Below are 21,672 nucleotides of genomic sequence, written 5' to 3'. Positions count from 1 at the left end.
ACTACAAAAGGTAGAACGCTAATAACTTGTTTATCTGATGAATTAATTCAGTGTTTGCTCTGCAAAAATCGCTGGAGAGATGTTCTTTTGCGCAGAGATGACTGGCCAATAGAATGGACATCCGCGCCAGCCTTGCTCAACATCGCCATTTTGGCGAATCAAAATAAGCATTGGGTTATGGATTGCATAATGCTTTCTGATTTCGCCTTCTGTTTTGGTAGAGTCTGGAGCATCCGCGTATTTGGCATGAGACCCGACAGCAACGGTTCGGGAGAGTTTTCTACCTGTGCGAACCAAACACCACACCTTTCCGCCGTTGTGGTCACTGCCCAGGTTCGCCAGGTAATTCAATGCCGATTTTGTTGCTTCCCAGTCAAAATCATAGCCTTCTTCAGTCTCCATCTTCAGCGTTGGCTGGATTTCACTAAGTAGCCAATTCGCTTGCTCTTTAGTGATTAAGAATGGCTCATCAAAACTATCTGCTGGAGCAAAAGCGCGTAATATTTCATCGATATTCTCCGTCACAGGTCGCAAATAGCTCTTGTAATCCGTTTGAAAACCTATTGGCAACAAGCGTTTGAAGGGCTTTAATGTTGTCGTCTTGGAGAGTGCAATCTTGTTCGGGCTACAGGGAACCACCGCGCCATTAGCGGCCTTCTGTATAAAGACAACAGGCTGCTCCGCATCTTTCTCGATCGCATCCCGTAGCGCAATATCGCTTTCATGCATTCGTTGCATGGCCTTATGGATGGTAGGTTCTGTGTAGAAACGGGTCACGGTAAGGTCCGCGACTGGTCGGAAGCCAAACATGCGAGAGTGCTGCAGTACAGTGTCCTGCTGGAACACATTGGGACTCCGCCCGTAGTAAAATCCAATGAGATTAGCAATTGTGACACCTCGGTCGAGAATCTGCCCCCCAATGAAAATATTGAGCGGGGTTCTTAATCGAAGTTGGCCAGTCTCATCCAGCAACTCTTCTACTTGCCTTTCAGAGTTAACTCTGGAAATCATCACCCAGTCATCTGCCAAGGCCTTTTTGACTGACTCAACAACTACAGGTAGGCTGGGGCAATGGAAACCTTTTAGCTGGATTGATGGCTGCAGCTCCTCGTAAGAGGTTTCGACTAGCGCATGAAGCACTGGATCATTTTTTTGCGCTGCTTCAGTAAGCTGTGTTTTGATCGCATCAACTAACTCTTCTTGCCAAGCATGGGCGGCTTTTCCAGATTCGGTATGAATAAGAAAGCTGAACTTCTTTGCTTGTCCTTTTTCTTCTTCTTGAATCCGGCGAATGCACCCCCCAACAATAAAATTAACAACTGCCGCTCTTAGCGCAGGAATACTATTGCTGGTTAGAACCTCTTCTAGCTTGAGGCGACGACCATCCTTCTTTCGCAAACGCAGAAGTTCCTCATATGAAACCGGGCAATAGAGATAATCCGCCAGTTCGATTTCTTCGTGATCCTCCGAAAAATAATAATCGCTGCCAATATATGCCTCATTCACAGGGACTAGCTCGGTGAAGGCAGGCCTTATAGGTTTGAATGTTTCACCTTTGATTTCAATTTTGTCAGGCTGGAGATAGAGTGCATACGGTGTAGCGGTTACCTGCAAGAAAGACGTTCTCTCAGCCACCTGACGCAATTTTTCAAGCTGCAGAGCAGTCGTATTAATGTCCATTTCACCTTGGTCTTTCTTAAAACCAACGCTTGCGTAGTCGGCCTCATCATCCACAACTAAAATGCGCTTTTTGCTTAATTGAGGGTGCTTGTTACTGAAGAGATCAATCAGCCTATTTAGGTTATCTTTTTGTTTCTTAACAACCAGAACCAACTTCTGGTTCATTTCGAAACCTGTGAGTTGGTTAGGCATCGTCATGATGTCGAAAACCTTCAATCGGTCGTCTTGGTCATGCCTTTTAAACTCGGATAGGATTCGCTCATAGGTCTGCTTGGCAAGCGCCTTAGTGCCCTTGGTAAGTACGACTGTCACATCAAAGTTATTGTCGAACGCAAGTGCCATGATCGCGAGGAACGTTTTTGTCTTACCGGACTGAATTTTTCCCAACAGCATTCCGGGTCGCTCTTCACTCGTCTGAATATCGCTCAAACGGCTCACAGTCCGCTCGATACATTGCCTATCATCAGCTGTATAGCGGTCGCCCTGTTCAACGAATGATTGGTAAAACGGTCCGTCCAACTTCATATCTACTCCAATCCAGGTGTAATTTTTTCTTCAACGCGTCACACGAGCCAAGCACCAGACACCCATTGGTTATTCTCCGGGTGTAAATTCATATTACTTACAACCCTCAGTCTATCGTCGGCAGCTATTTCAGCCCGCTTAAACAAGACCTGATTTTCGTTTCGGTCTACACTCAGCGTTCCGGTTAGAGCAGGTGTCTTTAACCAGTTAGTAAAAGCATCAGGATTTGTTTGGACATCACCATTCTGCTTTACCCAGTAGGCTGTATACTCTTGTCTCATTCGCCCCCCCTGGTCGTTCTGCCAATGAAGGAGGCTAGTTAGCAGGACTCCGTGCCCAAAAGACGGGGCTTGTATGACTGCACTCAATCCCATGAAGTCGTAGCCTTTGGCCTTACTGAGCAGGTATTGCATCAAGAATGAGTCAAGATCGAGCATATGCGTGTTTGGCCGGTTCACAACCAACTCACGGTCCAAGGTAACCTCATAGCGGCTGCGCTCGATTCCCAACTCTTGCTGCACAGATTCAGACAAACGGATATGGAATAGCCTTCCATCATGTGTTGTTTCAACAACCTCCACACCCAGCATCTGAAACATGCCGATCACAAATGCTACACCGTGCTCATGGTCAATGCGTAAACTGCTTCTGGTTTCATTGGGATCAAAGCCTGCCGCATGTTCAAAAAGTTCTCTCTGCTTTTCTGTGGAGGTCTTTGCCCGCTCCAGAGCATCAGATATTCGTTCTTGGGTTCGTGTTATCCCTGCAACCGTTGCATCTTCCAGAATTTGGTTGATGTCGAGTAAGTCCGCCAACTCACCTAAGATATCGTCGCGGAGCTGCTCATTGTATTCGGTACTCACCCCTGCCAGGTCATCCACCACTTGCTCAATGCGGGTATACATTAGATTCATAACCTGCTCATCGGCTGTTTCTGGGGAGTGAAGATTAAACACAACGACCCGCTTTTTTTGACCATAACGGTATAAACGGCCGATTCTTTGCACGAGTCTCATCGGATTCCAAGGCAGATCGTAATTCACCATGATGTGGCACTTTCGTTGAAGGTTGATCCCCTCCCCGCCGGCTTCTGTCGAAACCAAGAAGTTCACTTTTTCCTCAAATCGTGCAATGGCCTCTCTACGTTTGGCATGAGGCATCGAGCCGTTGATCAATTCAACAGAGCCCTCACCGTACTGATCTTCCAAAGTCTGGCGGATATAGGCCTGAGTTGTTCGATACTCTGTAAAGATCAGAACTTTCTCATTCGGATTGCTCGTAAGAATCTGAGATATCACCTTATTGGAGAAACCTTTCAGTTTTTTATCGTCGTCGCGAAGGGCATCAGCTTCTAAGATTAGCTCGTTCAGAAGTTCTAGCTCACCCTCGAAGAACTCTCTTGCATCGGTGACTAACTGCTCCTCCCACTCACCAACAAAGCGCTGATCCTGTGACTCAACTTCTTCAGAGCTAAAGCCTTTAATCATCTCACCTTCAAGTCTCGCCTTTCGATTCAATAGCGCTTGATGTATAGCTGCGACACTTGAGGCCGCCAGCTTTCGATAAACGGTCATCACAAAGCCGATAGCATTGCCCTTGAAGCCCAGAGCGGCTCCGGCTGTATATCCTTTCCGGAGGTAATCCTGGAGATTCTTATCGAAATCCTTAGCTTCATCAGAAACGTGAATGGGTACAGAGCTAGTCGTCTTTCCCTTGAAGAGGAAGTTACCTTCAGCATCAGTAACATCGGCTTTGTTATTTCTAAACACCATGTCTCCAATGATTTCGGGGTTCAATGCAAGCGTGGTGATCTCTTCTTTTCGTTCAGGATGCAGTAGCTCTAAAAGAGCCTGAAACTTGTCTTGCATGCCCTGGTGGGGAGTCGCACTCAACAAAATTAGAGCGTCGGTATGGCGGCGCAGGTTAGCTGCCAGCTGGAACCTTTGGGACGCATCCAGCTTCATTCCGTATTGACGACGACTCAGCCTATGGGCTTCATCAAAAATAACCATGTCCCATTTGCCCGCTTGCTGAACCTGCTCTAGGTTCTCAGGGTTTTTCAACCGGTCGATGGAGGCAATGACAAAATCAAACATTTTCCAATGGCGAGGCTCATTGATGATGAAATCCTCTCCGTAGATCTGGAATTCGCCCATTTTGAACTTATAATTCAGCTCTTCTTGCCACTGCTTCGTTAGGCCCGCTGGGGTGACCAGAAGAACTCGCTTCAGGTGGCCTCTTTGTTTCAAGGCGGCCAAAAGCATGCCGGTTTCTATAGTCTTACCAAGACCCACATCGTCCGCGATCAACCAGTTCAAATGCCCGGAAGCGAGAATGTGGTGTACCAAATGAATCTGGTGTGGGAGTGGATCAATTTCTAAATGAGACAGCGACCCTGTGTTCTCATTCCACATTTCCAGAGCGTGCGCCAAGGACTTCAGTCGGAACCGTTCCGCACTGTCTTCTGGTCCGGTATCACCAAGAATAAAGCGGTGGCGTGCACCCTTTATTTGACGCAGATTCTCATAAGGCAACCAAACTTGCCGCCCCAACTGGAAGAAATCCACCAACGCCTGATCCCGATCACCAATGGTTCGCAATCGCTGGATCACACCTTCACCAAGAGATGTCCTGACTCGAGAGTATGGAAGATCCTGAACTTCCATCTGCAGTTTTAACCCGCTTCTAAGATCGCTTAAGGATTCAGTGGAAATTTGACCAGTTTTTCGCCACTTCACAGTGACGATGATGTCATCCCCCCGATCCACTGAGTCGACGACACGCCCTACAATATCTTCGCCTGCGCGAGACACTTTCTTAACCCAGCAGTTTTTGACAGGCAAGAGACGATTAGCGGCTTTACTCACTTGCTTTCCTTTTCTTCGTCAAATGTTTCCTTCAGAAGGATATTGAATTTATTATCAGTTCCAGGCATCTCAAATCCGCTATCTGCACCGAGCTCCCTCAGTTCCGATCTCATGTCAGAGATTGCGCTCATTAGCTCTGGGTTATCTGCGCCCCACTCTGCCTCTAGCGGCGAGCTGAACAGAAAGCCAATATCCCCGGGTAGAGTTCTTTTCGTCTCGACAATCCGATACCGGAAATACTTTAGAAATGCTTTGAAATGCCGTCTTAAACGGTCATTGGAGTACCACTCGTCATAAATATGATCGATAAAAGCTTCTATCTCTGTTCCGTCAGGAATCGACGGAAAACAATGAATCAGTCTCAAGGCATCTGCCCAACTAAAATTTTTGTAAACAGCCTCAGCCTGCATGAAAGGCGCGTTGGACTTCATTCTGAAACTGGTCCAAAGGTGTTCATTGTTAAACCATATCGATCGGATCTGACGAGCCAGAATGATCTCCTCAGGGACTGCGCCTCTCTCAATCAGGCCCTCAATCGCGATGCGGGTTGCCCCCCAACCACTCTCCGTAAAGATTGTCTGAAGCAACGTTAAATATTCTGGATCCCACTCAGTTTGTCCCAACACAACAACGGCAACCTGGCGGGCCCGCTCTGTCCTCGTTATTCCTATTAAAGCTAAGTCTTCATCTTCATTTTCTCTACTGGCAGATTCCTCAAAATCGTCAAGGTCTTCCCATCCGAAATCTTCGGAGTTGAAGTCGAAGTCATCTACTGAAGGGACTTTCTCCAGTTGCTCAAGCTCTAAATCGACTTCGTTCTGGTCATCATCAAAGTCATCGACGATTTTATTAAAAGAAAGAGCACTACTAGAAAGGTCATCAAGATCTAAATCTTCCTCTAAATCATCAAGACACTCATCAAATAAGGTAGTTAAATGATTGTCCCTATGTAGATCATCGTATTTCGAAGAATTTACGTCGACATTTGAAAGTGATTCGCCAAAAGTTGAGGTAACCGGCAATGATCCTTCTATATTTCTCGATGCAACCGACGCAAGGTCGTTACCTTTTTTGATTTCCGGAAGTTCATTTACCCACTCCACTGGTTTTAACTCTTCCTCGAAATCTACGCCTTGCTCAGCCTGATTTCCCTTCGAGCGCCGTTTGATCACAGTAATTTTAGGTCCAGAATCCCCTTTGGTAATTGCTTGACGTCTTTTGATTCGACTGCATTTCAAATGTAGTGTCCTACGAGGGCTTTCAGCTTGCGGCTTACTATCATCTGGCTCTCTAGTAGACACTTCATCTTGCATAGAGAATTCTTCATTCGATAGTTCTTCAGACCTTTCATCAAGGTAAGCGGCGTCTTCATCTGTAAACGCCTCTGAAGCGTAGTAATTCTCCTGTGCGGAATGCGAATTTGACTGAACGTGAGAACGGCGTAAATAAATGACTGCTTTGTCCGGTTGCCTATCCAGGAGGTAGACACGCCCCAGCGCGCTTAGCAGCGAGGTATCATTTGGGGATGATGAAATGGCCTCATCAAGCAAATCAATAGCTGCTTGGCGTAAACCATGGCTAACAAGTTGATTAACCTGAGAAAGCAAGGGCACGTCTGATGATATCGACTTACGATCCCGTTTGTCCTTTCTGTTTTTGCTTATCATCAGGCATCTCTTTTACTGCTAGAAACTCAAAACGGCGACTGAACCATGAAATCCATGGGCTTCTTCTGCTCCGCCAATGATTTACCTACCAAAATATAGTGAGCAAAATGTGCTAGCTTCCATAATGCTCGATACAACAAGCTTTTTCTAGCGAGATAGGGACCTCTTTTATGAATCCCCAGACTATATTGACAAATTGATACGCTCATCAGCCTACTACTAAGCTTGGCTTGATATAGTGTGTGCCATGCTATCAATACACCTTTACCAATTTTTGCAAAAAAAAAGCAAGTAAACATGGCAAAGCCACCCTCTAAGGTTCACGCGGGTAAACACTGGCGTTGTCGATGGTGCTTCGAGATAGCTCCTCAAAACGGATCGCCCGATGCTGGCCATTCAGAAACAGCACGCTGAAAACTTCATGTTCGTAGTCCTGAAACAGTAGTTGCATATGCTCAAAGGCCTGCGAGGGCTGGGTGATCTTGCGGCCTTTGGCGAGCTTACGCCGCGCAAAGCGCTTGGCCATGGTGATGATGTCGGTTTCGGTCACGGGCGATGTTACATGGTAGGTGCCTGCCACTTCCCCGGCTTTGAGTTTGGCGTGTGTCATGGTTGCCTCCAAAAAATAAAAAATGCCGGGGTGGTAACCCCGGCATCTATGTCGTTAGGTAGCGTATTGAGTTTTGAGGTATGAGTTCCGTCACGCAGCCATCACTTGGCTAATGCGTCGCTCCATCTCCTCATGGAATGCTTCGACCCGTTCAGCAATGGTGCGAATCATGGTGTCGTCACGGTAAGCGCGCTTAATAAACAGCGGCATGCCCGGCCAGTAGCTCACAAAGTCGATCCATTCCCGCTCGCTGACCCATAAGCCACCCTGGCATTGGGGAATGTGCTCATCGGGTATTTCTCCATTCAACAGCACTTCAATTTGGAACTTGGGCAGTTTGGTTTTGATTTCTAGCAGGCCGTTAGCGTCTACCAAGCTGTCTGGCGAGTAGCCCACCTCGTGATTGAGGATCAAGCCCACTTCCTGGGGCTCGGGTTCGCCGGTGGCATCGCAATAAAGCGCACGTGCCACGCCTTCCAACTCATGGCCACGACGGGTATGCGCGTTACCCTGAAACGGCTCGGCCAGCTCGCCGGTTATGCGCTCGCCGATCAATTGGTGCATGTAGGTAATGGCCCCGGCACCCAATCCACCACGGCCTTTGCCTTTAACCAGCAATGACTTTAGCTCCGACATGGTGACGCGCCCTAAGCGCGCCGCCAGCCATTCAGGGGAGCCTTGCTCCATGTTGAGTATTTGCATAGATGTCTCCTTAAAAATTCAGGGGGATAACGCGATTACTTAACAGCCCGCTTGGTAAGAGACGCCCGTAGCTTGTCAAAGTCAGCCTGAGGCACCTGAACGGCGGAACCATACTTGCCGCTGAACCATTCCTGGGTCGTGGCTGGGCATTGGCTGATCAGCCGCTGAATCTGGCCTGCCTGAAACGGTGTCACGAGCCTAACCCCACCGGCAGCGTTGCCATTATCGTCTTGGCCACGTGTGGTGATGTTAAGCAGTGCGGAAAGTACATAACGCTTGCCGTAGCTGGTAGAGGAACCAAACGCCTGCACGGCATTTTTGTTACCACTCATATCCGCAGGCAATAGCATGCTGGTCTCTTCGCGGTGGCCATCCTTGTGCATCAGCACCCCCGTTACTTGGATACCGCGCTCCTGCGTCTGCATACGAAAGCTCACCGCAAAGCCATGCTTCTGCATGATCGGCCGCACGGTATCAACGATATCTTCCAACGTGGCGTAGCAACCGTTGTTGGTTTGCCCACGCTCTTCAATGCTAGGCAGTTCGGTCTGCATGGCCGCCATGGCAGCGCTATAGGCCATCATGGCCTGTCGATCCATGACGCGTTCCTGCATTTGTAGGAGACGCTCCATTTTGTCGATATCGACATCGGGATTGAGGGCAGCACGCTCGATTACCTGGATGATCGCGGTGCTTTCTGCTGTAGAGGTCGACTCCACGGGGGATGCAGGCACAGCTGTGACGGCAGCGGCGTTGGCTTTGGTTGGGGGAGTGACCGGACGGGAGGAAGAATTTACCACATTAGATGATCGTGCCATGGGGCACCTCCATTGAAACAAGAAATAGTGGTGATGCCGTGTCGGCAGGCATCGTTATGAAGTGATCGCGGCATTACTCCGCTAAATGCTGGGCTAGCTCATTGGCTTTAATAGGCACTAGCCGTACCTCAGCTCGATAAAACGTGCCTTGAGCGCAGACCACGGTGTCAGCGCGGTGGGCATGGTTGGCTATTAGCTCTTCAGTCAGACGTGTCAAAGCAACTTCAATGGCATGGGAAATAAACGTCATGGCAGTACCTCGCGGCATAAGCCCCACAGCAAAACGCCCAGCCTTTGAGGGGCTGGGCGTCTATGCCGGGGAGATGGTGGATATCATTGGATTGGGAAGATCACAGTAAGGGGTAGAACGAAGCCCAGCAGATGGGTTGGTTAAGACACTAGCGTTAGCGCGGCATCCAGGGCTTCCTGCTTGAGTTGGGCGCCTTGGCCGAACCACGCCGAATCCATCCGGGTGTCGTTACTGCGTGCCCGTTTGTCGTGATCCACGTACTCGGTCACGGCATTAAGCAGGCCCCAGGCGGTGTCTTTGGCGGTAACCAAGTGCGAACCTCGGCCTTCACCGTGGTAGAGCTTCTGCACTTTATTCAGGGCCCGGTAGTTGGGCAGCTTAGAGGGATCATCTAACGGCTTCTCAGCCCCACAAATCACTGACTGAAAATAGTGCTGGGCTTCATGGTGATCAATCTTGCGTTCTGCCAATGTCTTCATCCGGTACATGAAGTCGTTCCACTGGGAAACAGAAATGCCCAGTTGGCTCTTCACCGCTCGGGGATCAAACTCCGAGCGATGGGGTACTTTCACGGCTTGTGAGGTGCCATCCACTGCAATCTGCAGCGTGTTATTACACACCACCCTTACCGTGGTAGGTGTGGCCATCGTCGCCAAGGTGCCGTCACACGAGGTTGCCAGTAGTAAGTAGTCGTTGACCTCATCCTGGCCTTTAAGCGAGGTACTTAAGCCACTACGTGCCAAAGCCCAGAACTTACGACCGCCTTTTAATACCCCAGCGGTTTCCAGCTCATAGCCAGCGTACTCGGTGAGGTCTCGATAGAATTCCAATATTTCTTCGGGTTGCACCACCTTATAGCGCTGGGACACCACCGATAGCGGTACCTTCGTATCGGAGCGATAGAGCACCTTCTGTTCGGGAAATGAGTGAATGCTGCCCAGGTGGCTTGCGCCTTCGGCAATAAAGCGGACCGGGGCTTCTTCAATGTGCCAGTTCATACCGGCCTGTTGCTGCCAGACTTCCAGCGGTTGATGACGAGAAAGTTGCTGCCCCAGGCCATGCCAAGGGGTATTGCCAACATAAGCCATTTGTTCAACGAGATGAGCCATTACAAACTCCTTTAGGATTTTCAGTATTAATGAGCGCGCACGGCATAGCGGCCCGCCCTAAGTAAGGCGGGCAAGCGAATGCGTGTTGAGGTAGTCGTCGTATTAAGCGGTAGATAGGGCCGCTGATAGGCGGTTATTCAGCGTGAGGACGAAAGGTGCAGTCACAGGCACAGCAGGCGTAGTTATCGAGCATTTTCTGATCAAGTTCATGCCCTAGCTTGGCACCGGCAACACCAAAGGTCGTGCCGCCTAACAACCCACCAAATACAGCACCTGATAGGCCGCCAATCGTAATACCTGCGGGCCCGACCATCGCACCGACCAGCGCACCTGCTTTGGCACCACTAAGGGCACCGGCTGCCCCAGAGGCAGCACCGGCAGCCGCTCCAGTGGCACCGCCTACCTTTCTTCCGACATTGCGGGATATAACGTGTGGTGAACCACAGCTAGGGCAATGGATCGTCATGATAATTTTCCTCCATGAACAGTGAATGGATGCGTATCAAGCCATTCCTGATAGCTTCATGGGGGTAGTATGTGGCTGAGATTTTTTTGAATTGACACGGTTGGCGGGCAGCCAGCTACTCAGTAGCAAGCCATGTCTTTTACACTAACTTTTTCAATCACTTATAGCCCAACTTTCCAGTATACACCGATTAACCGGTACCTTTTGTTTGGTCATGCACCCACTAACCGTTCTGAGCTATTTGGCTTTGTATGTTATTAGAAGTAACCAGTAGTTCTAATGGGGGTTTCAATAGCAATAGAGAGGCAATGGGTGCACGTAGTCAGCACCCATTAAGAGGTACTCAATAGGCCATAGGCCAACAGGGAAGATTGCTCAATGGATCGAACCGATTCCCAATTTTGGATGGAGACCAACGAGACCAACAAGGTGCCAGGTCTCTTGAAAGTGACCTGCCCCGTCTCCCGGTGGTGAGGTAATTTCTTACATGCCTTGGCGATGGTACGAGCGAAACACTCCGATACCATCAACAGAGGCATTTCCCATGTACGATGATGTTTACGACGATACCCTGAGCGAAGCGGACATGCTGGCCATGTGCCTAGGCATGAGCGACACCGTGTTGGAGACCTCGGCCTTAGGGCAAGATATCGTTACGCTTTCCCATCACCTGTGGCGGCAGGACCTGATTGAGATAGATCGCCAACTCAAAGAATTGGCGAGGGTGGAAGCGCTTCTGAACAGTGACCGGCTGATACTGCCAAATAGCTATGGAAGTGATGTGGTGGTGTTGGCCCCGGATGCCTTACTGGAGACACTGACCACGATCTATACAGTGCTGGTGACGATGTTCCATGAAACTGATATTGGGCAGCACTATCGACCGAGCCCCTACGCCACTAGTTTTCTATGGGCATTTTCGAGCTGTGCCTACCTGCGCGAGGCAGGATTTTATCAGCCACCCACCATGAGCAGACAAGTAGCTGAGCAAACAGTTCTGGAACTCAACCAGCGATTGATGGCCTGGCACCAGTTTCTTAAGGAACCTGCTTTTGCACGCGAGTGCTATAGGAGCCGCCGAAACAGTCGCAACAACTACCAGAGCCTGCGTAAGCTGATCGATGCGCTCTTTAAGCGCTACGGCCGTCTGACGGTACTGCGAGTGGATCTGAGCTATAGCAAAATGGATGGCCCTTATATCGACTACGAGACAGCACGCTACCATCGTGAACAGCTGTGTGAGACGTTCCACAGGCATGAGCTGTTCGTTCACCTGCTCGGCTACGCTTGGAAGCTAGAGTGGAAACCCCAAAAGGGCTTTCATTACCACTTCCTGTTTTTTTTCCATGGCCACCATGTACAAGAAGACGTTCCCCATGCCAAACGCATCGGTGAGCTATGGGTACACTCAATCACCGGTAGCCAGGGTGTTTACCGTAACTGCAATAAAAACGCAGAGAACGTGTATCACTACAATGCTTTGGGTTGCATCGACTATCACGACTTTGAGAAGCAACGCGGGCTGGAGTACATCGCCCGCTACCTGACCAAGATCGACGAGTATGCTGAGATGCTGGTAACAGGGCGTAAGTTCCAAACCAGCGCCATGCGTGATGTGCCTGAAGGACCTCGCCCTGGGCGTCCACGTTTGTTCCCTGCCTACAGGTCATTCGGTGATGTCGACTTCCCCTGAACCAAAAACTGAACGTCCTCTTGCCTATGATATAACGACTTTCCCGCTTACACGGATTAAAGCCGCGTAATACGCCCGCCGACGGCAAACGCCGGAAACCATTCACCCTTCGATCTAACGGCCTGCCCTTCTGGGAGCAGGCCTTTTTCGTTGAATCCTAAGGAGCAGCACGATGTTTAACTTTCCTTTCCCTCAAGATAAACCGCAGCAAGCGCCACAGGCGTTCTCACAGACGCGCCGCTCGACACCCGCTGCCTTGCCTTGGGCAAGCAACGCGATGGCCGAGGATGACGCCGACAAGCGCTTGACAGCCATGGAGCGTGACGAACCCAAGCGACGGCTTATTCGGGACGCCAAAGCGCTGTACAAGATGCGCAAGATTACTCAGGCGCAAATGGCCGAGGAGGTCGGGGTGCCATGCCGAACGTTGGAAGAGTGGCTGCAGTTTCGGCGAATGCCCAAGGCCCCCGGCACGACCTTGTTAAGGCGCTGGTTGGAGGCCTACCAAAACAAGATATCGTGACGTCGAGAATACAAAAAGGATAATGGTGCACTATAAAATCGCGCATTTTCCATTTTCTGCCATTTATATATCACAACGTCACGCTTGAGTAGGCATTGCCATTCTTTACTCGGCGGAATGCGAAGTGGTCTTTTCGGCTCGCCAATAGCAGAAAGGCCCTCGCTGACCGGTCGAGGTCAGGGTGATCCCTACGTCTCGTAACAAGGGCTTTATCCGCTTGAATGCTGCCCCAAGGCCCCTTGAACTGGTGGGCCATTGCTCGGGGCGTGTGACGTCTGGGCGGTACGGTTTAAGGTGAGCCAGCCACTGCTTGACCGGCAGTTCAATTACGCCACCAGGGACATCGTCGAGGGCATGCGCAACCGCTTGTGCCACGGGCGTCTCTTCCAGTTCGAAGCCACGTCGCCCCTGCTGGTTACGGTCAAACTGCTCCCAGAACATTGACCGACCACGGCCAAGGCTAACGGCCACCAGTTCTCCCACACGACAGAGATCGGCGAGATCACCATACCGCTCAAAGCGGGAATCATAACTCACTGTTTCCCAGTCACTATGTACCTGACCAAAGATCATCAGCAGGCCCACCGTGAGACTCGCTGCCGAGGGAAACATGGCAGGAAGCCCCTTTGATTGATCTTTTTCCTCTACCTCAACGCTCAAGGTTGCATCAGCAAGCTTGGAGGTAGTGACAACGCTTTCAAGGCTATTGAGTATCACGGGGCATTGGACGGTAATCGACGCATCCACCGTTTTACCCTGCCATTGCCAAGGAATCTGTTTACCCCGCATGAGGGTAGAGAGATGATTTTGCTGGGTAGGGGTAAGGGCATCGACCTGGTTGAAGCTCAGCAGGTAGTGCTTGAGCGCCAAGTTATTAAACTGCTTAACATGGTTCGGCAGCTCGTTATGCAACGCCACCGTGGCCGGATCGACCACGTTTTTGATGAGGGTATGGCTTTGCTCTAGCGAACTAGAAGGCGTGCCAAGCAGCTCCAACATGACTTGCTTTCTGTCCGGCATCCAACAAAGAATCATCCAAGCAATGACCAGTAAATTCGAGTCTTGGGGCAGCACCGTTAGAGCAAACAACGGATCTATTAAACGGGGATTTACATTTCCCATCTCAGCGGGAATAGCTAGGGGGCGACTTTGGAGTGGTCGAATACACGGCTGGCCGACTAGAGGCTGATAATAAGATGCACCGGGTGTAAATACGAAGCACCTTCCCGGTCCCGCATCGATATAGCGCTCTCGATGATGTGGGTCGTAGCCTGCCCTGCCAAAAAACACTGTAGCCTCCCAAGGCGCTACGAGCGCACTGAGGTGACTAAAAGCTCGCTTGATATCCGCATTAGGGACTTCTGCTTGATAATGGTGCCTATAGTCAGCTGCCACTGCTGAGGAAATGGCATCAAGCCTATCGGGCAAGACGTCACCAGTGTAGACATCCACCAGCAAAGGGCTATTGGCTTCGTTGGTAATACGCCGGTAGCGATCCTGTAGCAACTTGGAAACACGATCAACACGGCGCTGGCGATAGTCTTGTGCAGGTTTGGTTAGCTGAGGCTGTATCGATTGCTTTTCCCGTATAGGTTTCGTCGCATTTTCTAGCCAGGAAGGATCGGAAAAGATACTTTTAGGCGGTTCGTTACTCACTCGCGTTAAGGGAGGAGGTTCCACTAAGCCCCAATCGCTAGAAACGTTATCGAAGGGCTTGGTCATAGGTGACTGGGGAGCCGAATTGACGGGCGCTATTGCCTCATTGCTATGGTCCGTTGGCAGTGTATTAACAAAGTCATCAATCGAGTCCGGCTCGTTAACACCGTATGCCGCATTCACAGCTTCATCATTTTCCGCGACTTGCCTCGCGAGCTTTTTAAGCCTTTTTTGCCAGCTTGGCTCCTTTTGGTCTCTGTTATCCGCCATCCCAGCTTCTCCCTCTATCATTGCTGTCTTCCAGCAAAACTTCTTCAGCCTGATCCAGCTCACGCTGAAGCAATCTAGCAATTATCATCCAGCCACTATTATTTGCGGCTACCTGTAGCGACGGCGACACGCTATTGCGGGTCTGCCCCTCCCACGTCACAACTGAATGAATGAAACGGCGTAGCCACATGAAACCAGCATCCACAGGCACCAAAGACCGTGCCGTCAGTAATTCTTCGCGTGACCGATGCGCTTCACCTTGAAGCTCATCGAAAGCCTTCCAATTGGCACATACGAAGTGATTATTGAGCGCCGCTTCCTTGAATTCTCGTACTGCTGGCTGCTGCGGCCACTGAAGCGCTACTGCTTTCCAGTCGGGTTCTTTACTAATATCTTGAAAATGGCCAAGGTTTTTGGTCGTCGCATCGGCCAGACGGTTGAACGTCTGCTGTAGATCCTCACAGCAGCGAATCATGTCACGCACTTGCGCCGGACGAACGTGGGTCTGATAGCTGACGGGGGCAGAAGAAATTTTCATAGCCACTAAAATGCCTAAAAGATTAGTAGTTTATCCAAAAACGATACCCCACGCCTCCCAGGCTTTATTCCATAAAGCTAATAGGTAGCCAGGTAACGGCATAGAAAGCCGCCCAAAGCGGCTAAGGCCGTTATTCTAGGTACGACGTGATAGGCGAACAACAGATGGCATTATGGGTAAAAGCAAGCTTCAGCGCTCAGCACTAGCATCCAGCAGCAGCTGCTTGGCCAATTCGTCCACAGTCTGCAAGGCTTCATGCCAGGACGCGGGTTCATCGTGATAAACCAGCGGGCCGATAAAACGCTCGTAGCGATCCTGATGGATAGGATTGGTCTGTAAGCACCCGAGGCCATATTGCAGTTCATCTGCTGGGCTAGTGACAAATTGCGCATGCTGATTCCCGAACTGAGCCACGTCCGTCTGTATTACTGCCTGTACTAGCGTGCGTAATGCGGCCATGTCATATCCGCCGGATGTCGCCATGTGAAGATCGTAGACGTGCCTCACCAACGTTTCGTCGTCTTTTCGGGAAGGATCACGATTCACGTGAGCTGTGCGACGCAGTAATGCCACCAGCTTCTCGCTGATCGTGGCAGGCAGGCTAACCACCGGAAAGGAACCTACCTCTGGGGGTAACTTAAGAGCCTCGGCATACAAGGAGCTGACAGAGCAAACCACGGCGGGCTCATAAAGTTCTGATGCTGTGACATCTAGCTTCAAGTCAGGTCGAAGCGCAGAAATGCTATCCTGGGTTCGGGGATAGCGAATGGTAAACTCCGCATACCGGTACTCGTTACGCTTGACGATACCATCATCGGGATCAATCTCTAAGATCTGAGAACGGCTGATGATTGTTTCTATTTCGGTCAGCACCGCCTTTCGTGCTGCCTTCAGTGCTGTTCTAGACATGCCCGTTGCAATCCCATCGCGAGGAACAAGCTTGATATCGATATCTTCGGACATACGGAAAAGCTTATGGTGGGCTTTTGCTAGGCTGGTACCCCCTGCGAATACCAGCTCAAACGTTTCCGAATGCAGCTCAGAAAGCAGACTCAATAACTGGACGGCATACACATCTTTTTCCACGATAGCAGGGCTATCAATGCCCAGCGCATCCGCCACATCGGGAAACAGTCCCGGATCGATGTTCATGCAGAAACACGCTCAATACCCAAGCGATATTTGCCGTAGGCAATCTGACGATGAAACGGGCCTTTGACTCTGACCATCACTCGCGCCGGAATTTGTGTGCGGCCCGCCTGATAAGCCTTTTCTGCACTGGCTGGCTCCCACTGCACCCCTAGGCGATTCAATGCCTCTTTGGCGGCTTGATCAAAGCCACCGGGCGCCGCAATCATTGGTTTACCCGTGATACGATTTGGGCGCGCTTTAGCGTATAGCCCCTTACCAATACGTACTAATCTTCCCTGCGCTTCTAATTGCCGAAGCACACGGCCAACTTGGTCATAACCACCCAGTGCAGCGAAATCATCACGTAGAAATACCATTCGCCGACTTTTGCGAATTTTGTCACGAATGCGTGACTCAAGCGTTTGAGTAGTCATGTAACACCTCCAGTAGCTGGACAATGACAATAGTTACTCTATACCTTCAGACTGACAAACACAAAAACACGACACTATGAAAAAATAAAATTTATTATTATTTATAATAATCAGATATTTAAAAGTTAAAATAAAAAAACATCCGCCGCAAATCCCCCCTCTGTCAGCCTTGTTGTCCGGTTGGTGATATCGCCTAAATCTAATCCAGAGGGAGCGGCATGGAGTCCTTGTGCCACGTTATTCTGCAGAGCGTAAAGCAGCCGTCCTGAAGAAGTTGTTACCACCCCATAATCACAGTGTGGCATCGGTAGCAACAGAGGAAGGCATCTCTGATGCGACGCTGTATAGTTGGTTAAAACAGTGTCGAGTAAAAGGAGTGCCTGTGCCAGGTTACACCCCAGGCGACAGCGAATGGTCGCCCGACGCCAAGCTCGCCGTGGTCATCGAAACCGCCACCCTGTCAGAGGCAGAGCTTGGCGCTTACTGTCGCGAAAAAGGCCTTTATCCCGAGCAAATTCAGCAGTGGAAAGCGGCTTGCCTCGAAGGCGCTGGTCGGCAAGAAGATCAGGAAAAAGCGGCGCAAAAGCAACGTAAAGAAGACCGTAAGACCATCAAGCAACTCAAAGCGGAAGTGCGACGCAAAGACAAGGTAGTGGCAGAGACGACGTCGTTACTGGTGCTCTCAAAAAAGCTCGACGCCTTGTACAGCGAAGATCCCGACAGCGGCGAGGACGACTAACGCCGCTCGACGAACGTGCAAGGCTTATCGCGCTATTTGACGAAGCGGTTGTGGGGGGCGCTTCCCGCTATCAAGCAGCCGATATTATCGATGTAAGCGAGCGCACACTAAAGCGTTGGCGATCTGAGTGTGGCACTGTTGTTGAGGATCAGCGTCCACAGGCGGCACAAGGCAGGCAGCCGCATCAGCTGACGCATGAGGAAGAGCAGACCATTTTGAACACGTGTCATCGTCCCGAGTATCAGAGCTTGCCGCCGTCTCAAATCGTGCCCTTACTGGCAGACAACGGCGTCTATCTGGCCTCCGAATCGTCGTTTTATCGGGTCTTGAAAAAGCATCACCAGCAGCATCATCGTGGCCGTACGAAAGCACGCCGCACAGTACCCGCGCCGACCAGTTTTACGGCGACAGGGCCGAACCAGATTTGGAGCTGGGATATTAGCTATTGCGCCTCCGTTGTACGAGGCCAGCACTGGTATCTCTACCTGATCATAGATATCTACAGCCGCAAAATCATTGCCTGGGAAGTTCATGAGACGGAATCGGGCGACTTGGCTAAACAGCTGATGGAGCGTGCCTTATTGCGTGAGAAATGCTGGCGTCAGCCGCCGGTGTTGCACTCGGATAATGGCGCGCCGATGACGTCCTATACGCTCAAAGCGAGGTTAACCGAACTAGGGATGTTGATGTCTTACAGTCGACCGAGAGTAAGCAACGACAACCCTTACTCGGAAGCGCTGTTCCGTACCGTCAAATACTGCCCAGCATGGCCCACCAAGGGCTTTGCATCGCTGAGCGCGGTACGAGAATGGATGTTGGTGTTCGAGCGGGCTTACAACGAACAGCACCTTCACAGTGGCATCCAATATGTCACGCCAGCTGACCGGCATCGTGGCGTTGATCGAAAACGCCTTGAACGTCGTAAAGCGGTTTATGAAAGCGCTAAGCGTCGCTATCCGAAACGCTGGTCGGGCAGCACCCGAAACTGGGAGGTCACTGGTTCAGTGTCGCTTAACCCAGGGAAAGTGCAGGAAATCGAGCGTAATAAAAAGGCTGCTTAAGTGCAGCCATTTGGACAACTGGGTTGAAAATCACCGAATCCCTCCACGTTCTATCTCTAATCCGAGCCACCCAAAAACAATTTCAGCATGTAAGAAGCGAAATATTCTTTTCCATACTAACCTTCCACACCACCACCGTATGGGCGAAGCCTCGCATCCACAGGAAACCGACATCCGTTGGCACCAGGAGACCCTGCATTCAGTAGTTCTTTCCTAAACTGGTGTGCGTTCCATTGAATCTCATCGAAAGCCTCTCAATTGCCATGAACGAAGTGGTTATTGAGCGCCGTTTCCTTGAACACCTTTACTTCTGGCTGCTTCGGCCACTAATTCACCACTACTTACCAGCTTGGATACTTACTAACATCAAGAAAATACCGAGGGTTCTATTGGTTGTCATAGAGGCCAGACGATCGAACGTATGCTGCAAGGTTAACAACATCAAATCATGTTACGCACTTGCGCAGGAAGAATATGGGTCGAATAACTGGCGGGGAGAAATAAAATTTTCGTAGATTACAGGATGCCCTATTCCTTCGCTTGCTGCTCTGTCGTCATCCAGCGGAAGTAGGTTTCTGTTATCAGCTCTGGGACTTGACCGCAAATCTGGCTATTGGCATGGACGAATGACTGAAAAATCAATACATTTGCGTATTGAGAAAGTCACCACATAGATAGGCAGCCCTGCATGAGTACAGCAATAACGATCGGAGAGAGGCTACGCCAGCTCATGGAAGAGCAGGGCATTGGTGAAAATGAGTTGGCTAGGCGCTCCAAGGTGCCACAGCCAACCATACATCGCATACTCAAGGGTGTAAGCAACTCTCCAAGAATTAATAACTTAGAGAAGCTAGCAGCCTCGTTAGGGACTACTGCTAGTTTTCTTGCCCATGGCGACGGAAGCCAAGGTGTCGTTGGGTTGCCGAACAGGGGAATACCGTGGATGGGGATAGGAGCAGGAGTAGGAGCAGCAACTGCTTCAGCCGTACCTGCACGGCCCGATAGAGCGGCCCCTCCCCCGCGCTTTTGGTCGTACCCAATTCTCACCTGGTCCGAAGCTATGCAAGCTAATCGGCTGGATGCAAGTGCACCCGGCGAGAAAAATCAATTTGAATCATGTGACTACTTAAAGATCGGAGTGGCTTTCTGGCTCAAGATGTGTGGTGATGCCATGGCTGCGCCGATCGGGGCCTCTCCTAGCCTGCCTGCGGGGACGCTTGTGCTATTAGACACAGGTCTACAGGCGGTGCCCGGAAAGCTGGTCCTTGTCGAACTCCCTGACAGCCCGACGCCAACGCTCCGCATGCTGATAGAAGAGAGTGGTCGGCGCTACTTGAAACCACTTAACCCAGCCTACCCACTGATTTCATTAGACGATAACTGTCACATATTGGCGGTAGCTATCGAAGCTAGGATCAAGTTGTAACTTCCCTAGTGCATACCTCAGGTTCTCCACAAACCAGGCTTGCCCTCTTTAATACGAAAACGAATTGACTATCTAATGCGTTTTAGTATTATAGCCTTATGACCAGCTCCATGAGGCAACAGAGGTTTCCCATGTCAAACAAATTGCTAAAACCAGAAGACGTTGCAGAAAAACTAGGAATGAGCCTCAGCTGGGTCTACAGCAAAAAACACAACATCGGGTTCATCCAGTTTGGCAAAGCCGTTCGCTTTGAGCATGAGGCCGTTGAGGAGTACGCTAGAGGATGCAGACGCGATCCTCAGTTAAAAGGGGATCGAAAATGGGATACACCGTTTCAAAAAGAAAGGACCGTGAAACGTGGATTGTCCGCGCAAGGGTCAACGGCCAGCGCACTCAAAGAACTTTTCGCACAGAAGGAGAGGCAAGGCAGTATGCACTAAAGGCAGAAGCCCAACGCCAAGAAGATGAGTTCAATGGTGTTATGGGCCGCAAGCCCAAATACACTTTTTCAGAGGGATTGCAGCGGATGGTCAGCGAATACGACGTTCGCTCCCAGAAGCAGCACATACTACTGGTCGCTAGATGGATGGATGAGCATGCCCCAGGCATCATTATTGGCCAGGAACTACTGGATGCCACACGAAGGATGCAGAAGGCTCTTAAAGAGAAGGGGTTGGCGCAGTCAACCATTAACAACCGGATTCAGGTCGTTAAGCGAGTGCTGTCGCTGTCGTATCGCGAATGGGACTGGATCGACTTACCGCTCGACGGAAAGCTACGTAAGCCCTCGCCTAAAAATGAACGCCATGTTTATCTTTCCGAATTGGAGCTTGCTGAGTTACTAGAAGCCGTACCCGAGCGGTATCAGGTCGAACGGAAGGTGATTTTGTTAGCCATGCTGACAGGGATGAGGCGCGGAGAGCTGATGGCACTGGAGCCGAGAAATCTCTACAACGGTCGAATCGTGCTCAAACCAAACCAGACGAAAAACGGTAAACCCAGGGTCATTCCTCTGTCTGAAGAAGCAATACCGCTGCTTGAAAGCTTACCGTTTGCAACAACGCGAGATCGAGTCAGGGGAGCGTTCGAAAGAGCTCGAGAAGCCATTGGGCGTCCAGACATCCGTTTTCACGATATGCGCCACTGCTACGCTTCATTGCTCGCCAGCAAGGGGGAGTCACTAACGAGTATCAGGGATTTGCTGGGGCATTCATCGCTGACAGTGACCAGCCGGTATGCTCACGCTGATCCGACACGATGGGATAGTGTGATCGCCAGATTGCCGCGCATCGGCAACCAAATGGCAACCAAGCACTGACAAAAAGAAGCTCTAATCTCTGTAACCAATTGATTTAATTGGTGGGCCCAGTAGGACTTGAACCTACGACCAAGGGATTATGAGTCCCCTGCTCTAACCAACTGAGCTATAGGCCCGAAAAGCGTGCATATCATAGCGAATGTGGCCGGGTGAGGCTAGTCCCTTTGCGCTATCTTGATGTCATTGCGG

The 21,672-nt window shown here is 50.5% G+C and carries 19 protein-coding genes and 1 tRNA gene; 6 read left to right on the top strand and 14 right to left on the bottom strand.

What is annotated here, in order from left to right:
• Nucleotides 1-42: 42 nt before the first annotated feature.
• The 9 genes from HZU72_RS08580 to HZU72_RS23790 form a co-directional block, all read right to left on the bottom strand.
• A complete protein-coding gene (locus HZU72_RS08580) occupies nucleotides 43-2,205 on the bottom strand; it encodes a Z1 domain-containing protein (protein WP_180091408.1) in 2,163 nt (720 codons plus the stop codon).
• A gap of 38 nt (nucleotides 2,206-2,243) precedes the next feature.
• Complete coding sequence (locus tag HZU72_RS08575; protein WP_180091407.1) at nucleotides 2,244-5,072, bottom strand: DEAD/DEAH box helicase; 2,829 nt, start codon at nucleotides 5,070-5,072, stop codon at nucleotides 2,244-2,246.
• The gene (locus HZU72_RS08570) at nucleotides 5,069-6,739 is read right to left on the bottom strand and encodes a tetratricopeptide repeat protein (protein ID WP_180091406.1); all 1,671 of its coding nucleotides are present in this window, start codon (nucleotides 6,737-6,739) and stop codon (nucleotides 5,069-5,071) included. Before HZU72_RS08570 ends, HZU72_RS08575 begins: the two co-directional genes overlap by 4 nt.
• A 313-nt stretch (nucleotides 6,740-7,052) precedes the next feature.
• Nucleotides 7,053-7,349 carry a JAB domain-containing protein gene (locus HZU72_RS08565; protein ID WP_235976038.1) on the bottom strand — a complete coding sequence of 99 codons (297 nt, stop codon included), beginning with the start codon at nucleotides 7,347-7,349 and terminating at the stop codon, nucleotides 7,053-7,055.
• A 90-nt stretch (nucleotides 7,350-7,439) separates the two neighbouring features.
• On the bottom strand, nucleotides 7,440-8,051 hold the full coding sequence (locus HZU72_RS08560) for a lambda exonuclease family protein (RefSeq protein WP_180091405.1): 612 nt from the start codon (nucleotides 8,049-8,051) through the stop codon (nucleotides 7,440-7,442).
• Between the two features lie 35 nt (nucleotides 8,052-8,086).
• A complete protein-coding gene (locus tag HZU72_RS08555) occupies nucleotides 8,087-8,869 on the bottom strand; it encodes an ERF family protein (protein ID WP_180091404.1) in 783 nt (260 codons plus the stop codon).
• 73 nt (nucleotides 8,870-8,942) lie between these two features.
• Nucleotides 8,943-9,119, bottom strand: coding sequence for a hypothetical protein (locus HZU72_RS08550; protein ID WP_161491498.1), 177 nt, complete (start codon nucleotides 9,117-9,119; stop codon nucleotides 8,943-8,945).
• 140 nt (nucleotides 9,120-9,259) lie between these two features.
• Complete coding sequence (locus HZU72_RS08545) at nucleotides 9,260-10,228, bottom strand: DUF932 domain-containing protein (RefSeq protein ID WP_180091403.1); 969 nt, start codon at nucleotides 10,226-10,228, stop codon at nucleotides 9,260-9,262.
• A 133-nt stretch (nucleotides 10,229-10,361) separates the two neighbouring features.
• Nucleotides 10,362-10,694, bottom strand: a complete 333-nt coding sequence (locus tag HZU72_RS23790; protein WP_180091402.1) for a hypothetical protein — start codon at nucleotides 10,692-10,694, stop codon at nucleotides 10,362-10,364.
• 544 nt (nucleotides 10,695-11,238) lie between these two features.
• Here HZU72_RS23790 and HZU72_RS08535 point away from each other — a divergent pair.
• Together HZU72_RS08535 and HZU72_RS08530 are read left to right on the top strand one after the other, a co-directional pair.
• Nucleotides 11,239-12,387, top strand: coding sequence for a YagK/YfjJ domain-containing protein (locus HZU72_RS08535; RefSeq protein WP_180091401.1), 1,149 nt, complete (start codon nucleotides 11,239-11,241; stop codon nucleotides 12,385-12,387).
• A gap of 172 nt (nucleotides 12,388-12,559) precedes the next feature.
• Nucleotides 12,560-12,910 carry a helix-turn-helix domain-containing protein gene (locus HZU72_RS08530; RefSeq protein ID WP_180091400.1) on the top strand — a complete coding sequence of 117 codons (351 nt, stop codon included), beginning with the start codon at nucleotides 12,560-12,562 and terminating at the stop codon, nucleotides 12,908-12,910.
• A 105-nt stretch (nucleotides 12,911-13,015) separates the two neighbouring features.
• Here the strand turns inward: HZU72_RS08530 and HZU72_RS08525 are convergent, their stop codons facing one another.
• The 4 genes from HZU72_RS08525 to HZU72_RS08510 all read right to left on the bottom strand — a co-directional run bounded on the left by HZU72_RS08525 (nucleotide 13,016) and on the right by HZU72_RS08510 (nucleotide 16,939).
• Nucleotides 13,016-14,836: an AICE-type RepA C-terminal domain-containing protein gene (locus HZU72_RS08525; protein WP_180091399.1), complete on the bottom strand. Its 1,821-nt coding sequence runs from the start codon at nucleotides 14,834-14,836 to the stop codon at nucleotides 13,016-13,018.
• The gene (locus tag HZU72_RS08520; protein ID WP_180091398.1) at nucleotides 14,826-15,374 is read right to left on the bottom strand and encodes a hypothetical protein; all 549 of its coding nucleotides are present in this window, start codon (nucleotides 15,372-15,374) and stop codon (nucleotides 14,826-14,828) included. Before HZU72_RS08520 ends, HZU72_RS08525 begins: the two co-directional genes overlap by 11 nt.
• Before the next feature lie 189 nt (nucleotides 15,375-15,563).
• Nucleotides 15,564-16,526, bottom strand: coding sequence for a nucleotidyl transferase AbiEii/AbiGii toxin family protein (locus tag HZU72_RS08515; protein ID WP_180091397.1), 963 nt, complete (start codon nucleotides 16,524-16,526; stop codon nucleotides 15,564-15,566).
• Nucleotides 16,523-16,939, bottom strand: a complete 417-nt coding sequence (locus HZU72_RS08510; RefSeq protein WP_180091396.1) for a DUF6088 family protein — start codon at nucleotides 16,937-16,939, stop codon at nucleotides 16,523-16,525. Before HZU72_RS08510 ends, HZU72_RS08515 begins: the two co-directional genes overlap by 4 nt.
• 229 nt (nucleotides 16,940-17,168) lie before the next feature.
• Here HZU72_RS08510 and HZU72_RS08505 point away from each other — a divergent pair.
• From HZU72_RS08505 to HZU72_RS08490, 4 genes are all read left to right on the top strand, one after another.
• A protein-coding gene (locus HZU72_RS08505) for an IS3 family transposase (protein WP_328736755.1) occupies nucleotides 17,169-18,739 on the top strand; the annotation gives its coding sequence in 2 pieces (ribosomal slippage) (nucleotides 17,169-17,622 and nucleotides 17,622-18,739; 1,572 coding nt in all).
• Between the two features lie 688 nt (nucleotides 18,740-19,427).
• Entirely contained in the window at nucleotides 19,428-20,165 is a 738-nt protein-coding gene (locus tag HZU72_RS24110; protein WP_180091395.1) for an XRE family transcriptional regulator, read from the top strand.
• 131 nt (nucleotides 20,166-20,296) lie between these two features.
• Complete coding sequence (locus HZU72_RS08495) at nucleotides 20,297-20,605, top strand: helix-turn-helix domain-containing protein (RefSeq protein WP_180091394.1); 309 nt, start codon at nucleotides 20,297-20,299, stop codon at nucleotides 20,603-20,605.
• 86 nt (nucleotides 20,606-20,691) lie between these two features.
• The gene (locus HZU72_RS08490) at nucleotides 20,692-21,483 is read left to right on the top strand and encodes a tyrosine-type recombinase/integrase (RefSeq protein WP_180091393.1); all 792 of its coding nucleotides are present in this window, start codon (nucleotides 20,692-20,694) and stop codon (nucleotides 21,481-21,483) included.
• A 39-nt stretch (nucleotides 21,484-21,522) separates the two neighbouring features.
• Here the strand turns inward: HZU72_RS08490 and HZU72_RS08485 are convergent.
• Nucleotides 21,523-21,599, bottom strand: a tRNA-Ile gene (locus HZU72_RS08485).
• Nucleotides 21,600-21,672 lie beyond the last annotated feature (73 nt).

The sequence above is a fragment of the Vreelandella sedimenti genome (genome assembly GCF_013416325.1).
GTDB classification, from domain to species: Bacteria; Pseudomonadota; Gammaproteobacteria; order Pseudomonadales; family Halomonadaceae; genus Vreelandella; species Vreelandella sedimenti.
This window is presented reverse-complemented; position numbering and strand designations above follow the sequence as displayed.